Below are 15,214 nucleotides of genomic sequence, written 5' to 3'. Positions count from 1 at the left end.
GTGGCTTCATCTTTCGTGAATCCATCACGTCTCTCGACACGAGAAGTTCCTCTTGTGCCTAAGTTAACGTCAACTGGGCCTAATCGATATTAATTTCAGCCATTGTTCGCACTGTCTGTTTAGGGGTGGTCGTTGGGCTTTGTGTTGACTGAGTTGTCGGAATCATATACAATATGGCACTCAGAAGAGTTATCATGCTGCAATCATGGAGGAACATAGTGAGCGATATTGATAGCAAGGAAGTCGTGGCACATTTGAACAAGATGCCATATACGCCCAAGAGCTGCAAATTCTGCGGCGCCAATGACTGGGCTGTAGTCGATAAGGTGTTTGAGTTAAGAGAGTTTCAAAATAATGCCGCCGGGTCACCCATTATTCCTGTAATACCCGTTACCTGCAACCAGTGCGGCAATCTTCTGCTGTTCAATGGTATTGCAGCGAAGCTGGTTAAGTAGAAGAAACGTTCAATTTTCACGACCCGTGGGTCGGCCTGTTTCACACCTGATTATCAAAAATTAAGGGGCGTGCACAATGGGTTTATCGCGAGAATTTGTTTTGTGCCGATTGCGGCAGCCGCTGGCAGGGAAGCTTTGGGCGTAGAGGTCCGAGTGCATGCCCGCAATGCGGGGGCGCGAAAATTCAGAAACTGGCGCAGGGCAAGGGGTGGGCCAGATTCCGCAAGGGAAGCAGCAGAGACACGGGGCGGAGGTGGATACGATAAGGCAGTTTTTCTCGTGATTATCGATTAAGCGCTATTCTCTACTTCAGACGCTTAACGTAGATCAGCATGTCATCGCCCGGCGAGTAGAAATCAGCGATGCGTCCCACATTCTCGTATCCCCTGGATTCATGGAAGCGCCTTGTCTGTTCGTAGTTGGGTTTTGAAGACGTCTCGATGACAGCCAGCCTGCCGCCGTCATCCTTGATATCGTCCTCGGCTTTCTCCCACAGCGCTTTTCCGATACCCTTGCCGCGCATCTTGCGAGAGACGGCGGCCCAGTAGAGGTCCCATGTTCCCTGCGTCAGCGGCGTCGGCCCGTAGCATATGTAGCCGCAGACGGAGGAAGCTTCTTCAGCGACAAGTATCCTGTAACCGGAGCCTATAGGGTCGTCGAGATAGCTGTCTATGAGCTCCTCTGCGATAACAACCTCGGGTGGGGTGAACTCCGGGGTGTCGCGCAGTATGCTCATGAGCGAGGCCTTATCCCGCTTCGCCATTTTCCTGATTCTAGTTGCCATGCGACTCCTCTACGGCGATGCTGATGATACGCTCTATGAACTGGTTGTACGAGAGCCCGGATACCTCGGCCTGACAGGCGGCTCCGGCATCAGGGGAGATGTCGGGATTTGGGTTTACATCGATGACATTAAGCGTTCCCCGAGAATCTTCTCGGAAATCCACGCGCGCGTAGCCCGACCCGATGCACAAATTAAAAACCGACAGGGTCATGTCCGCGACGGCGCGCCTGATTTCTTCTTCCACCTCGGCCGGGCATTGGCGTGAGGCGCAATTGTAGTAGTCGTTCTCGGGATCCCATTTTGAGGCATAGGTCAATATGCGAGGTTTGCCTTCCGGTGTGGTGAATATAATCTCGGATATGGGGAATACTTCTGTCTTGCTTTTACCCATAACGAGGGCGTTGAACTCCCTGCCGTCCGCGTATTCCTCGACCAGGGCCTCGCCGCCGAAGAGGCAACTCACCTTCGCCGACTGGATCTCAAGCTGCCTCATATTATGTACTACGCTGTCCTCCGACATGCCGTGGCTAGCGTGCTCGGAGCGTGTCTTAACGATGCAGGGGAACGTTAAATCGAATGAAGGGGGCGGTTTGCCGCTGACGAGCAGGTGACGGGGTGCTTTTATGCCGTTAGCCGCGAGGATATCCTTGACCCTGATCTTGTCGGTGCACAGCCTTATCGCGTCAGCCGTGCAGCCAGTAAAAGGAAGGCGTGTTTCCGAAAGCATTCCAGCGATTGCAGCCTCTGTTTCCGGCTGCCCGTCGAACCCTTCAAACAGGTTGAAAACCAGCTCGGCTTTAAGGTTACTTATGATATCGCGGACACGATTCATCGGAGGTGATAAAGGAACGCGGAAACAATCGTACCCGAGTTCTGCCAGGGCTTTTTCAACGGCGTCAACTTCTTCGAGCACACCCGCGATGGCAGCCCCCTCGCCCATGTCGGCATATCGGCTGCGTTCCGGCTGATTATAGACTATAGCTACTTTAGCGCACATTCAGGGTACCTCGACAAGGCGGCGTTCAGCGCTGCCGCGATAAGTTCCTGATATTTATATCCCATCTTACCCGCCATTATCGGCAAATCCCCGCTGTGGGGATTAAGCCCCGGCAGCGGATTTATCTCCAGAAAGAAGGGAGTACCCTCAGCATTAACCCTGAAGTCGACCCTGGAAATATCGCGGCAGCCGAGCACTTTGAATATCTTCAAAGCCTCATCGGTTACGGTTTGAATAGCGGCTTCGCTCAGTTTGGCGGGACATTCGTATTCCACCAGCCGCTCCCAATCGCGCTTGACCTCCAGCGAGTATATAAAATGGTCCGTTTTTTGACGGGGTGCTACCCTCATGATTCCCACTATTGCGGGCGGATGGTTACCTACTATGCCGACAGTAACTTCATCGCCGTCGATATATTCCTCAATCAGAACCGGCTGGTTGTAGCGTTCGAGCAGATTTATCACAGGTTCCCGTATCATCTTTTGTTCCGTTACCCTGCAGCCGCCGAGAATGCCCTTGCTGGAGCCCTCATATGCCGGTTTTACGAAAGCGGGAAAACGAAAGCCTTTCCAGTCGATATATTCCATATCCTCTCTGTTCGAGACTACTCTCCAATTGGGGGTGCTTATGCCCGCGTTCGATACTATTGTCTTGGTCAGCGGCTTATCCAGACATACGGCCAGGCATTGCGGATCGGAACCAAAATATGGAACGGACAGCATTTCCAGTATCGATGGTATCTGGGCCTCCCTGCTCCTGTAGCTGCCCCGGCCCTCGGCGATGTTGAAGACAAATTCGACATGTTCACGCAGGATATTACCGATGAACTCTTTCCCGCCGCCGAGGGGGAGAACCTGATGCCCCAGCGAACTTATGGCGTCGGCCAGGGCATCAACCGTTTCCTGCGAGTCGTATTCTTCAAGACGGTCGTCTGCGCCGGAGGTTCCGATCTCATTGCGCACCGCCTCTTTGAGGTCGTATGCAAGCCCTATCCTCAAATCAGGCACCTACTGGCAGAGCCATTTGTAATGCCTTCTCAGAATGCTGATGGGACGAGCCGTTTTTCCGCTTTCCGTTCTTGTGGCCGTTCCCGTTGCCGGACTTGCCCTTGGGATTCCGGTACTGGAAGATATGGCCCTGATAGTTCCTAAGCAGAAACCCATCGTCATTGAAAGACATCACGTAGTTAGGCTGCAACGGTATCTTGCCGCCGCCATCGGGAAGGTCGATCACGAAGGTTGGGACGGCCAATCCGGAGGTGTGTCCGCGCATTCCTTCCAGTATCTTCAACCCGGTCTCTACGGGTGTGCGCAGGTGCTCCGTGCCCTGTACCTCGTCGCACTGGTACAGGTAGTACGGACGCACTTTTATCTTCAGAAGCGCGTGGCACAGTTTCAGTTGTGTCTCCACAGTGTCGTTTATGCCCTTGAGCAGAACAGACTGGTTGTTCACCGGCACGCCGGCGCGCAGCAGACGGTCGCAGGCCTTAGCGGCCTCCGGCGTTATCTCGCGCGGGTGGTTGAAGTGGGTGTTAAGCCAGATAGGGCCGTATTTGGAAAGCATCTCGCACAACTCGTCGTCGATTCGCTGCGGCAACACCACGGGGAACCGTGAGCCGATACGTATTATCTCGACGTGGTCGATCTGTCTCAGTTTGGCGATGACTTTCTCCAAACGCTTCGTCGATAGTGTCAGCGGGTCGCCGCCGGAGATGACTACATCTCTCACGGTCTTGTTGCCGCGGATGTACCCGATCATCGCGTCGATCTCTTCGTTGCTGCGGACCCAGCCGCCGTTGTGCCACTCCCTCTTCCTGGTGCAATGGCGGCACAGCATGGGACATATGTCGGTCAGCACCATGAGTACGCGGTCGGGATACCGGTGTACGAGGCCGGGCATGACGGATTCCCTCTGTTCCGCCAGAGGATCCTCATAACCGATATCGTTCATGGATATCTCTTGAAACGAAGGCACAGCCTGTTTCATTATGGGGTCTTCTGTGTCAAAGGGATTAATCAGCGAAAAGTAATAAGGAGTAATAGAGAGCGGATACTTCTGCGCTACCTGTTTCAACTTACCCTGCTCTTCAGCCGTCAAGGGAATCAGGCTGGAGAGCTGTCCAACCGTAGTGATCCTATTGCGGAAATGCCATGTCCAGTTGTTCCAATTGCTTTCGGACACATTGGCGAAGAACCTCCGCCCTTGTTCGGACGGGATTCGGCCTGGAGGATCCTCCTCTTCCTTCTGGGAGAAGGACTGGTGTGGAGGTTCCTCCTCCAGTATGCTTGAGACTTCTGTCTCTGCTCCTGACACTGTATTCGTCTTCATCTTCCTTCCTTATCTGTAGTTTCCGGTTTTTGCTTTCTTCTAAACACAAACGGAGTGACACAACACTCCGCACTCAAATTATTCTTCCATCAAATTAATCACTTTATTCTGTCACAAATGTAGGCCATTTTTTCTCGCTTGTCAATAGGTTTTCAGGGCAATTTATCCACAATTTAAAATGTATTTTTCCTAAGGCCGATTTACGTCGTTTTTTATATTGACTGATATAGCAGTCGATTACGGTTGCAACGCTGGTCTGACGGCCGGATAATAAGGCAATGAGATGTCTATCAACGGAGGCGTATATTTGACCGGGCTTTATGTCCATGTGCCGTTTTGTGTAGAGAAGTGCGCGTACTGCGATTTCTACTCCGTACCGTCGCGGTTAGGAAATATCGAATCATATGTCGATGCGGTGCTTGCCGAATGCGGGGCGTACGGTCATCTGTCGTTCCATACGCTATACCTCGGAGGCGGCACTCCGAGTATCCTCGGTGCCCATAGTCTGAAGAGACTTATCGAAGGGCTGCGCCGGGCATTTGATCTATCGCGGCTTGAGGAAGCTACCTTTGAGGCCAACCCTGAATCGGCTACCGAAGATTTTCTTGCGGCGGCGCTGCTCTCGGGGTTCAACCGCATATCGATAGGCGTACAGTCGCTCTCAGATGACGAGCTTAAAGCTGTCGGCAGGATTCATAACGCGGAGCAGGCGGTCGCCGCGATCGAATTGGCAAAGAGTATCGGCTTCAGGAATGTTTCAGTAGACCTTATCGCCGGTCTTCCCGGCCAGACATGGGACTCGCTGCATAACTCGATCGACAGGCTGATATCGCTCGGTATCGCCCATCTCTCGCTGTACTGCCTTTCGCTGGAGAAAGGAACTCCGCTGGCTCAGAACCCGCCGGCAAACCTGCCGTCGGACGACGAGCAGGCCGAGCTGTTCGAATCGGCGCGGTCGTTGCTTATCGGCTCTGGGTTCATCCATTACGAGATATCCAACTTCGCCGCCGCCGGACGCGAGTGTCTGCACAATCTGAACTACTGGCGCGGCGGCGAGTACCTCGGCCTCGGGCCGGCGGCGGCCTCGCACCTGGGGGGCAAACGTTTCAAGAACCGCGCCGACCTTAAGTCTTATCTCGAGAATCCGGCGGGAGTCGTCGAGGAAATCGAGGAGCTAAATGCAGAGGAGAAGGCGGCTGAGGAGGCCATGCTGCGTCTGCGGCTGCTGGAGGAAGGGCTCGACATCGACGAGTTTACCAGGCGGCATGGACAGGAAAACATTCGTCGCCTACTGGCAAGGCTTGACAGGCTGTCGCGGGAAGGATCATTACTCTTCGACGGCGCGAAATATCGGTTGGAGCCGTCGCTGGTGATGACATCGAATCCGATACTGGCGCGGGTGTTAAGGGACTAGAAGAGATCGTCGAAGAAATCGCAGCTACTACTGGCTTGCTGCAGCAGGCCGCTGACGCTTTTTCACCTTGATTCTTTTACGCACGGATCGTTTCTGAGCCGCCGGCCCAGCCGCTTTGCCGAACTCCTTCACGCTTACGTCCATTCCGCGCGTCCAGCCCAGCTTCCTGACCCAGAGCCATACCAGATATGTAGATATGATGGTCGACCCCGCCAAGAGCACGATATACCACCACATGTCCTCCGTCTGCAAATCGAAAGCGGAGCTGCTCATTATCGTGGCTATGGTGTTAGGCACCAGCAGGGCCGTGCCGGCCACCGTGAGATAGGCCATCACGCGCGCCAGTCTGTTGTTCAGCGCCTGGAGCTGGTTATTGTATATCGTCTGCAACACCTCGAGCCCCGACGCCATCACGTCCGACATGTGCTCGGCCAGTGAGATTTGATGGTTGACGTCATCGGCCTGCAGGCTCATACGGTGCAGGAGGCGCACGTTATCAGTTATGAGATCGGCGTCTCCGTAACGCAGGGCATGAAAGACATCGACGGTCTGCCACAGTGCGTTCAGATAGACCACCAGGGCATGCTTCATCTCGTAGATCTTCGGCCCGAGCGTCTCCCGCGGAGTGGCCGGGTCCATCATATCCTTGTTGAGCTCGTCGCTATAGTCCTCGATCTGACGAAGGTGCTCAAAGTTCCTCTCATTGGTTTCGTCCGTGATTCGCAGCAGGAGCATAGTGATACGGTCCTCCGGGACGGCGGCGATCGGTATTTTCTTGAGGAAGGCGTTGGCGTATCTGCGCAGGCGCATGAACCTGCGGTCTATGCTGCGCGGGTGTATGGTCAAAATGAACGTCTTGTTGATCAGAAGAAGCAGGGGGTGTATGGTGACATCGAACTGCTTGACCTGGACCGAGGCCATCTTTATCCCCATCTCAACGCCGAAGTCCTGGTAATTCTCAAGCGTCTGGCTCACCAGAGGCCCCACCATCTCTTTGCTGAAGCCAAGCTGTACGGCTGCATCGATGGCGTTCTTATCAAAGTCATCCGTCCAGCAGTCGACCCACGCGATAACTGCATCGTTTAATATATCCCTGAAAGATTCCGGGGACTCCGCATCCTTGCGATATGTTGTTCCCGAAGGTAGCAGGGCGGCGCAGAACCAGTGCCTTGTATATATATCGGGCTCCACTGCCTGTCCTGTAGAATTGGCCGAGACGGCGTTGTTCTTTATCTCTTCCATTAATTAGACCTTATCTCAAACGTATCATTAATAGGAAATTAGCTATTCTACTCCCTTTTTTGCATTTTGTTAATACCCCCGATAGATATAAACAGATAAACTGGTCTGGGGTTTGTTGCATGATTGGCGAGAAGAGTTCGCATAGTGTCGGAATCCCGGCGGCATTTACGGCGAGGTATTGGTTGTTACGAGGTCACCTTATTCCTGCGATTGCGGATTACCGATGCGACTATGGCGAAAACTATCACTACGGCGACCACGCCCAGCGCGATGCCCGTCGGTATGTGATAATGCTGCGCCAGCAGCATCTTGATGCCAACGAATATAAGGACGACGACGAGGCCGTATTTGAGGTAATGGAACAGCGGCATGATGCCGGCCAGCGCAAAGTAGAGCGAACGCAGGCCGAGGATGGCGAAGATGTTGGACGTGTAAACTATGAACTTATCCAGTGTTATGGAGAAGGCCGCAGGTATTGAGTCCACGGCAAAGACCACGTCCGTGGTCTCGATGACAATCACCGCGATAAACAGCGGCGTAGCCACGTACTTGCCGCACCTCTTCACAAAGAACCTGTCGCCCTCATAGTTGTCCGTGGTGCCGAATATTTTGCAAAAGACCTTGAGCACGGGGTTTTTCTCCGGGTGCATCTCCTTCTCTTTCTGTAAGGCCATCCTCAGGGCGGCGATGATGAGAAAGGCGCCGAAGATATAGAAGACCCAGTCGAAATTCTCAAGCAGCGTCGCGCCGAGTTCGATAAAAGCCAGGCGCATAAATATCGCGCCGATGATGCCCCAGAAGAGGACTTTGTGCTGGTAAGCGGCGGGCACGGCGAAGAAGGAGAAGACCATGAGAAAGACAAAGAGGTTGTCGATGCTGAGCGACTTCTCGATGAGGTAGCAGGTGAGGTATTCCGTCGCCGGCACGGGGCCCTTCCATATGAAAATTCCCAGGTTGAAGAGGAGAGCCAGGACTATCCAGAATGCGGTCCACAGCAGCGATTGCTTTATCGTAATGACGCCGGACTTGCGGTGGAAGACCTTCATGTCCAGCACCAGCAACACGGCGACAATTGCGCCGAAGGCCAGCCACGCCCACAGCGGCATCTGGGTTGAGGTTACAGCTTCAGCAGGCATAGTATATCTGTATTAGCAATTTCGACAATTATGGATTATTCCGGGCGGAATGGCAAGGTGAGTTGAACTCGCAATGTTCATGAGATTTCGTGTCGGCGTCCCGTGCTGCTAAGGTCGACTTGAATTGGAGGCGGAAACAAAGAGCGCGTTTTTTAGCGACATAATTAATATCAGCCTGTTTCAAGATAACATCAAAGCTTTAACTCGATTGTCTCTCCCGGTTTAAGAGTATAATTTGTATCCCTGAAAGTGAACTCAACTGGTGTAGTGTTGCGGCGGCGGGTGTTTATCCTGAGGTGTTCACTGGTTATCTCAAAGTCGAGCCAGTGCCGGCGGTAGACGATATTGAAGCGCATACTTTTGAGCTTTTCGGGCAGACAGGGGTTAACTATGAGCCTGTCCTGGCGTGTTTCGATGCCGGTGTAACAGCGCTGAATGATATCAACCGTGCCTGACATGGCGCCCAGGTGGATGCCCTCGGAGGTTGTGCCTCCCTGTACGTCGGATATGTCGCTCTCAAGGGCCTCTTGAAAGAAACGCCAAGATTCCTCTCGAAGGGAGCGGGCCAGTACCCATGCGTGAACCACCCCGCTGAGAGTAGAGCCGTGTGATGTGCGCGCCAGATAGTACTCGGTGTTTCTGCGAACAGCATCATAATCGAAAGGATAGCCAAGCTGGCAGAACAGTTCACACAGCTCGTCGGCGGAAAGCAGGTAGAAGAGCATAAGCACGTCCGCCTGCTTGGACACCTTGTAACGGTTGGGCGTATCACCCTCCGCCTCAAGGATGCGGTCCAGCCTGTGTATATCGCCGTATTTATTGCGGTATCCCTCCCAGTCAAATTCATCGAGCTTATCATAGCCCTCGAACTGACTGATGATATTATCGTCGTGGAAAAATATGCACATCTTATGGCTCATATCGTCCCACCGCTCCATCTCTTCTTTGCTCAGTCCGAGTTTCTCGCGGATGGCTTTGCGGCGGTCGTCGGGAAGAATGTTGATTACATCGAGAGCACGGCAGAAAGTCCATGCCGCCATCACGTTTGTATAGGCGTTATTGTTGAGGCCGGGTTCATCCGCATCTGGATAAGAATCATGGTATTCATCCGGCCCCATAACCCTGAGTATCTCATAGCGATTCATTGATTGGTTGTAGCGTGTTGCACTGGCCCAGAACCTGGCTATCTCGATGATCATCTCTGCTCCGTAGAAAGAGAGGAAATTGATATCCGCTGTGGCCTGATAATACAGCCAGATATTGTAGGCAATAGCGATGTTGATGTGGCGCTGGAGGTGCGAATTGTCCGGCAACCATCGCCCGGATTTAGGGTTAAGGTGAAGCGTTTGTGTTTCCTCGCGGCCGTCGCTGCCGCTTTGCCAGGGGTACATGGCGCCTTCATATCCTGCCTGCTTTGCGGCCCAGCGCGCCTCGGGTAGGCGACGGTAACGGTATAGCAGAAAGGCGCGGGAGATATCCGGGATGCGCAGATTAAGTGAGGGAAAAACGAACAGTTCATCCCAGAAGATATGGCCGCGGTAAGCCTCTCCGTGCAGACCGCGGGCAGGCACGCCGGCATCGCGATCTATTGTATTTAGCGATAGCGTTTGTAACAGGTGAAAGATATGCAGATTCAGGATCAGAGAGGTGCGATGGGCATCCTCGATGTCGATGCCGCAGCGGCGCCAGAGATGGCTCCATCGGAGTACATGGTGTTCCTGCATCAAGTCGAATCCGGGAGCGCGCTCGATCTTTTTTATCGCCTCAAGGCCGCTTTCCGAAATAGCGCGGTCTCTGGAGGTGGTAATGGAGACGATCTTCTCAACCGTTATTGCCTTGCCTTTCTCCGCCGGTACCGAAAACTCCTGACCGATATAGTCGCGAGATCTGGTCAATTTACGCTTAGCTTTAATCTCTTCGCCGTCCCGAAGTAACCTCGTTCTCGCCGCCTCCGCAATCCGTATACGCGACTGGCTGGTTTCCATCTGCAAAAAAACAGTGTTTGCGTTCACCTGTCGGCTTTTAACCGGAAGCAGGTGTTTATTGTTCAGCTGGCGGTAACGCTTTACACCGCTGTTGGTCACTTGTCCATCAAGCGCGGAAAGTATATCCAGTTGCCCCGACCAGTTTTCCGGAATGATTGTAGTTTCCAGCCCGGCCAGCCCGGAGTCAGCCATATCGATAAGGCGGCGCTCGAACACCTTTGTCTTCCGTCCCTGCTCGTCACTGAAGTATATATATCGTCTGAGTATGCCGCGGCTCAAGTCAAGCTCCTGCCGGTAGCTGAGCAGCTCCGCCTCCCTTGGGTTGAACCAGTTTCCTCCTTCTAAACGGAATGTGAGCGGCAGCCAGTTCGGCATATTCACCATGCATTCGTTTTCGACTACTCTGCCGGCGATTTCGGTTTTTAGCCGGTTATAGCAGCCGGCGATGTAGGTTCCCGGATAGTGAACGCCATCAGCCCTGGATTCGGGGGCGGCGCCGCGGGTGGCAAAGCACCCATTCCCCAGCGTGCAGAGGGCCTCCCTTAGCTGCTCCTGTTCCGGATCGAAACCTTTATAGACCAGAGTCCATGCCGCGGTCATCAGGCCCTTTTCAACCAGGAACTCGAGGAATTCCCTTACTTCATCGGGGTCGCGCAATACATACTGCGCCACGGTCGGGCGGTCTTCGCATCCGACGATGATGCTCACTCCCCTGTCCTCAATAGCGCGGAAGGCATCTTCATCTGTGGTATCGTCGCCGATGAAAAGAGGAACGATCTTTCTGCTATCGACAAACAGCGTGTCAAGCAGTGAAAGCAGCGCTTCTCCCTTGTTCCATTTGATGTTGGGCACGAACTCAAAAATCTTTTTACCGGTCGATTTGCGCAGTTCCGGCTCCCGGGCAAAAATACGATCGACCCTCTCCTCCAGCACGCCGAGCAGTGAATCGTCGACCTGCCGGTAATGCACCGCTATGGCGAAACGCTTTCGCTCGACACGGGCGCCCGGTATATCCGCCAGCGTTTCATACAGTTCCGCCTCGACACGGTCAAGATGCGGCAGGAAGCGCTGCCCGATATCGTTTTCCTGTTTCACTATAGAGGGGCCGACTATGTCGAAGCCGTGGCTGCCGGCGTAGACGATATCATCGATTCTGACCATTTTGCGCACGTCGGGCAGGTCGCGGCCGCTCAGGATAGTTACAGTCCATTGCTCGGCAAGCCGCTTCACCACCCTGCGGGTCTCTTCTTTCAATATGGCGTCTTCGGGATGGCTTACGATTGGTGTCAGCGTTCCGTCATAATCGAGAAAGATGGCCGGGGTTCCCCTGTGCAGGAATTCAAAGATCTCAGCTCTATTTTCCAGCGCGGAGGGAAGGTCGCAGAGGTTTTTCGCCGCGGCTTTCTTAGTACCCGCTTTCTCCGGCCAGCGGATTTTCAACCCGGAAAGATCGCTTACTACAACGTTGGCGCCCATGACCTTCAGTTCCTCGGCCTGTCCCACCCTGTCCACTCCTATAACCAGACGGAAACCGCCGAGTCGGCCGGCTTCGACCCCAGACTGTGCGTCCTCTACTATCGCAGCGTTGCCCGGTTCGACGCCGAGGAGGCGGGCGGCTTCAAGGAAGAAGGCGGGGTCGGGCTTGCCTTTGAGCCCGAGACGCGATGCGTATGTGCCATCGACTTTGATTTTAAACAGGTCTCCCAAGCCTGCCGCACCCATTATCTCATCGTAGTTAAGGCTCGACGTTATGACGGCGGTGGCCAGTCCGTGCTCTCTCAATTCATGTACCAGGTCTACCGTGGAACTATATACATCTACTCCCTGGCTTTTAATCATTTCCAGGAAATAGCGGTTCTTGAGATTGCCAAGGCCACAAACCGTTTCCCTGCCCGCCCTGTCGCCCGGCTTTCCGTACGGCAGCGAGATGCCGCGCGATTCGAGAAAGCTCATTACTCCATCCTGGCGGGGCTTGCCGTCCACATAGCGGTTATAATCCGTGTGGATGTCAAATGCGCGAAATTTAGTTCCTGAAGAGGAGGCGTGTTTCTTCAGATAATCATCGAACATCCGTTTCCACGCCCCGGCATGGGTCCCTGCCGTATCCGTGACAACGCCGTCCATATCGAATATGACCGCGTTTATGCCTTCAAAGTCCACGGTGATTTTGCGACTTCTGCTCATACAGCACTCCTTCTTAGCCGTGTTTTTCCCCTGGCTGCGGCATCCGGAGTAATAAAGTCGTAAATCGGATAACCAGGTTCATTATAACAATGGCGTCAGGATTATGTAACACTTACATGGGACAGCGGTATAAATCGTCGTTCTGTGAATAGCTAACTGCGACTCGCCGGGTATGCGCAGCAGAAGACTATTGATGCCGGGCTTTGAGGTCAATAGGGAATTCTAATGAATGTGTGAATGGGTCGATATGCATTGTCGAAGCCTACGGCATGAAGATAACTGGTGGAGCGGACGGTACAAAACGCAGAATTTTTCTGCTCGCCTTCGATTTGACCTTCTAGATCACGATTCTCGGCTTCCCGCCATAGCTTTATATATTCTAAGTAAAAGTGCAATCATGAGCAATTCAGATCACATCTTGTGTATCAAAGCATATTACCTAATAATCTGTGAAGGGCATCTAATGACAGATAGCAGAGTGCAGCAGCTCAAAACGGTTACTTGATGAGTTTCTTCAAATATTCCCGTAGTTCACTTAATGTAAACATGCAATCAGAATGCAGACCATAACCAGCAAAACTTGAAACAAAGAATCTGAGATCAAAAAATTCAGAGTCTCCGTATGCGATTACTTCCTTGTTTTCTAAAATTGAGCGTAGTTTCTTGCTTCTTGGATTGTGATTAGCCAGGACAAATATTACCTCTGGTTTACCTTTAGTATTTATTTTTACACTTGTCCCTTTACTGCTCCGTTTAAAATTCAGCAGGCCGAGTTGATCCAACTGGTTGAACTGGGCTTCCATTACTAGCAACAATTCTTTGTAACGGTCACTATTCATAATGAGTGCACTTATATCTTCAAGGTGTTTAAGCAATCCGGCGCTGCCATCAAGAGCGCCATCGCCGTACTTCATTTCAATAAACGCGGCTCGACACTTGCCGCCATCTCTGCGCTGTGATGCCGGCCAGCGTATTGCCAGCATGTCAAAACGGGCACCAAGGTTCGCATCTGACGCTTCAATGTCTGAAGCGAAATACTCAGTTTCGTTTGAAATGGTCGAGTGATTGTTTTCACGCGCGACGAGCTGCTGAAATTCACGCTCGGGCTTGCTATTAATTGAGAAGGAAATATCCATGGTTTGCTTCAATATAGGAAGCGCATTTATCCATTTCTCTACGAGGTCAGAAGTGTTAATAGATTGCTGCAAATCAGGTAGACTTATCGCAGTCTTTATATATCTTTTATCAAAATAAGCCTGATACAATCCTTTCTTTCTTTCTTTAAGTTTTAGAATATTGCCGCCGCGATAGTAGATATTGATGTAGTTATCGCGAATAGCAAGCATAAGAGTATCGTCTTGTCGTACACGTTCAAGTAAAGACTTGAGCAATCCTCCCTTTAAGTCGTCAATAAAATTCTCTGACAGAGCTCTCATTTATACCTCCAACGTTTGGCCATCGTTAAGCAGAACCACATTCGGGAATAGTTCCTTAAATTGATCAGGATGGAAAGTGTGAATCGGAATGACTTTTCTCGGGTTTAAAGCTGTGACAAATCTCTTCAAATCTTGAGGACTCGCATGGCCCGAAGTATGTATGCTTATCTTTGGAATACCACGTTTTATCAACCATTCACGCAAGTAAGCATATGGCTCCTTTTCCCAATATCCCTCCCACTGTGAATAGATATATACGGCTTCCTTTATACAATCAGCTTTTTCAAGGTCACGAATATGCAAAGGACGAAACAGTAATACAGACTGATTTGCGATGTTCTGTAAATCTTCGATGAATATTCTATTCTTTGAGTGCCTCTTCAAGGGCTCAAAATACTCAAGTTTCTTTATCTTGATACGTTGAGAGTTGGGAACATAAAGAGATATCTCCGGCCAATAAGATTGAGGCAAGTTGAGATTCCCGGTAGCTTCAAGTACAACAGCTGTATAGAGGTCAATTATCAGCCTTCTCCCTGTTTTTTTACATGCTCTGAAAACAGATACGATGCGGTCAATATTCTGAGATGATGCATGAACCATTACGAGTCCTGTGCTTGTTTTAAATGTATTTACCAGGTACTGCTCCACATCGGATTCGCTGGGGAAATTATCGTCATGTTCCAGTCTGCCGAGAGAAGAACCCTCAAGCAACATAGCATCGATATGCGCTGGCGGATTCGACATTAGCCGCTCAAGCAACTTAGACTTTCGTCCATGCATTCTAAAATCACCGCTGTAAAAAAGCCTCTTCCCATCAGCATCTACCATCAGAGCATAAGCGTCGTAGGCGGCATGATCTATGAGAAATGGAGTGATTGTAAACGGGTCTAGTTCCACCGATGTCTCGTTTTTGAAATCTCCACCGATAGAGGGCACAGGCCAGTTACTTGGAAGAAACGGGGAGGCGGATTCTATCATATGACGTGCATCAGCACCCATATAAACAGGTATGCTTTTATTGATGTGTTCGAGCAGTCCGAAGTGATCCAGGTGTGAATGCGAGATAAGTATAGCCAGCAGAGATTCATCGTCTCCATCCAGGCCGCAGATTGACGGAAGATACTTTTTATCGTTGTCTTCAGCATCCAGTGGCAATCCGATATCCAGAATGAGCCGTTTACCGCTGGACTCTATTTCCACACAGCTTCCGCCTATTTCATGTGTGCCGCGATGAATGACTAATTTCATTTAGC

The 15,214-nt window shown here is 51.8% G+C and carries 11 protein-coding genes; 2 read left to right on the top strand and 9 right to left on the bottom strand.

Features of this window, described 5'->3' with window-relative positions; translation table 11 throughout:
- Window positions 1-218 precede the first annotated feature (218 nt).
- Complete coding sequence (locus tag WC562_05505; protein MFA5055613.1) at window positions 219-455, top strand: hypothetical protein; 237 nt, start codon at window positions 219-221, stop codon at window positions 453-455.
- 304 nt (window positions 456-759) lie between these two features.
- Here WC562_05505 and WC562_05500 read toward each other — a convergent pair whose 3' ends face one another.
- The 4 genes from WC562_05500 to WC562_05485 are packed head-to-tail and all read right to left on the bottom strand — an operon-like array spanning window position 760 to window position 4,564.
- The gene (locus WC562_05500) at window positions 760-1,239 is read right to left on the bottom strand and encodes a GNAT family N-acetyltransferase (GenBank protein MFA5055612.1); all 480 of its coding nucleotides are present in this window, start codon (window positions 1,237-1,239) and stop codon (window positions 760-762) included.
- Window positions 1,229-2,236, bottom strand: coding sequence for a hypothetical protein (locus WC562_05495; protein ID MFA5055611.1), 1,008 nt, complete (start codon window positions 2,234-2,236; stop codon window positions 1,229-1,231). The genes WC562_05500 and WC562_05495 overlap by 11 nt, the downstream gene beginning before the upstream one ends.
- Entirely contained in the window at window positions 2,221-3,234 is a 1,014-nt protein-coding gene (locus WC562_05490) for a D-alanine--D-alanine ligase (GenBank protein MFA5055610.1), read from the bottom strand. The genes WC562_05495 and WC562_05490 overlap by 16 nt, the downstream gene beginning before the upstream one ends.
- Window position 3,235: 1 nt before the next feature.
- Window positions 3,236-4,564, bottom strand: coding sequence for a KamA family radical SAM protein (locus WC562_05485; GenBank protein ID MFA5055609.1), 1,329 nt, complete (start codon window positions 4,562-4,564; stop codon window positions 3,236-3,238).
- A 283-nt stretch (window positions 4,565-4,847) separates the two neighbouring features.
- Between WC562_05485 and hemW the strand changes: the two genes are divergently transcribed.
- Window positions 4,848-5,978, top strand: coding sequence for a radical SAM family heme chaperone HemW (gene hemW, locus WC562_05480; protein ID MFA5055608.1), 1,131 nt, complete (start codon window positions 4,848-4,850; stop codon window positions 5,976-5,978).
- A gap of 27 nt (window positions 5,979-6,005) precedes the next feature.
- Here the strand turns inward: hemW and WC562_05475 are convergent, their stop codons facing one another.
- The 5 genes from WC562_05475 to WC562_05455 all read right to left on the bottom strand — a co-directional run bounded on the left by WC562_05475 (window position 6,006) and on the right by WC562_05455 (window position 15,209).
- Entirely contained in the window at window positions 6,006-7,220 is a 1,215-nt protein-coding gene (locus WC562_05475; GenBank protein MFA5055607.1) for a CorA family divalent cation transporter, read from the bottom strand.
- 185 nt (window positions 7,221-7,405) lie between these two features.
- On the bottom strand, window positions 7,406-8,356 hold the full coding sequence (locus WC562_05470) for a TerC family protein (protein MFA5055606.1): 951 nt from the start codon (window positions 8,354-8,356) through the stop codon (window positions 7,406-7,408).
- A gap of 191 nt (window positions 8,357-8,547) precedes the next feature.
- Window positions 8,548-12,525, bottom strand: a complete 3,978-nt coding sequence (otsB, locus tag WC562_05465) for a trehalose-phosphatase (protein ID MFA5055605.1) — start codon at window positions 12,523-12,525, stop codon at window positions 8,548-8,550.
- Window positions 12,526-13,022: 497 nt separating this feature from the next.
- A complete protein-coding gene (locus WC562_05460; GenBank protein MFA5055604.1) occupies window positions 13,023-13,961 on the bottom strand; it encodes a hypothetical protein in 939 nt (312 codons plus the stop codon).
- Window positions 13,962-15,209 (bottom strand): MBL fold metallo-hydrolase, encoded by a 1,248-nt coding sequence (locus WC562_05455; GenBank protein ID MFA5055603.1) that lies wholly within the window; start codon window positions 15,207-15,209, stop codon window positions 13,962-13,964.
- Window positions 15,210-15,214: the final 5 nt, after the last annotated feature.

The organism is Dehalococcoidia bacterium, assembly GCA_041649635.1.
GTDB lineage: Bacteria > Chloroflexota > Dehalococcoidia > E44-bin15 > E44-bin15 > JAYEHL01.
Note: the sequence above shows the minus strand (reverse complement) of the source record. Positions and strands in the feature narration are given on the sequence as shown.

Excerpts from the sequence above, each read along its gene's own strand:
- WC562_05500 (MFA5055612.1), bottom strand. The coding sequence starts at position 1,239 with ATGGCAACTAGAATCAGGAAAATGGCGAAGCGGGATAAGGCCTCGCTC.
- WC562_05495 (MFA5055611.1), bottom strand. The coding sequence starts at position 2,236 with ATGTGCGCTAAAGTAGCTATAGTCTATAATCAGCCGGAACGCAGCCGA.
- WC562_05485 (MFA5055609.1), bottom strand. The coding sequence starts at position 4,564 with ATGAAGACGAATACAGTGTCAGGAGCAGAGACAGAAGTCTCAAGCATA.
- hemW (MFA5055608.1), top strand. The coding sequence starts at position 4,848 with ATGTCTATCAACGGAGGCGTATATTTGACCGGGCTTTATGTCCATGTG.
- WC562_05475 (MFA5055607.1), bottom strand. The coding sequence starts at position 7,220 with ATGGAAGAGATAAAGAACAACGCCGTCTCGGCCAATTCTACAGGACAG.
- WC562_05470 (MFA5055606.1), bottom strand. The coding sequence starts at position 8,356 with ATGCCTGCTGAAGCTGTAACCTCAACCCAGATGCCGCTGTGGGCGTGG.
- otsB (MFA5055605.1), bottom strand. The coding sequence starts at position 12,525 with ATGAGCAGAAGTCGCAAAATCACCGTGGACTTTGAAGGCATAAACGCG.
- WC562_05460 (MFA5055604.1), bottom strand. The coding sequence starts at position 13,961 with ATGAGAGCTCTGTCAGAGAATTTTATTGACGACTTAAAGGGAGGATTG.
- WC562_05455 (MFA5055603.1), bottom strand. The coding sequence starts at position 15,209 with ATGAAATTAGTCATTCATCGCGGCACACATGAAATAGGCGGAAGCTGT.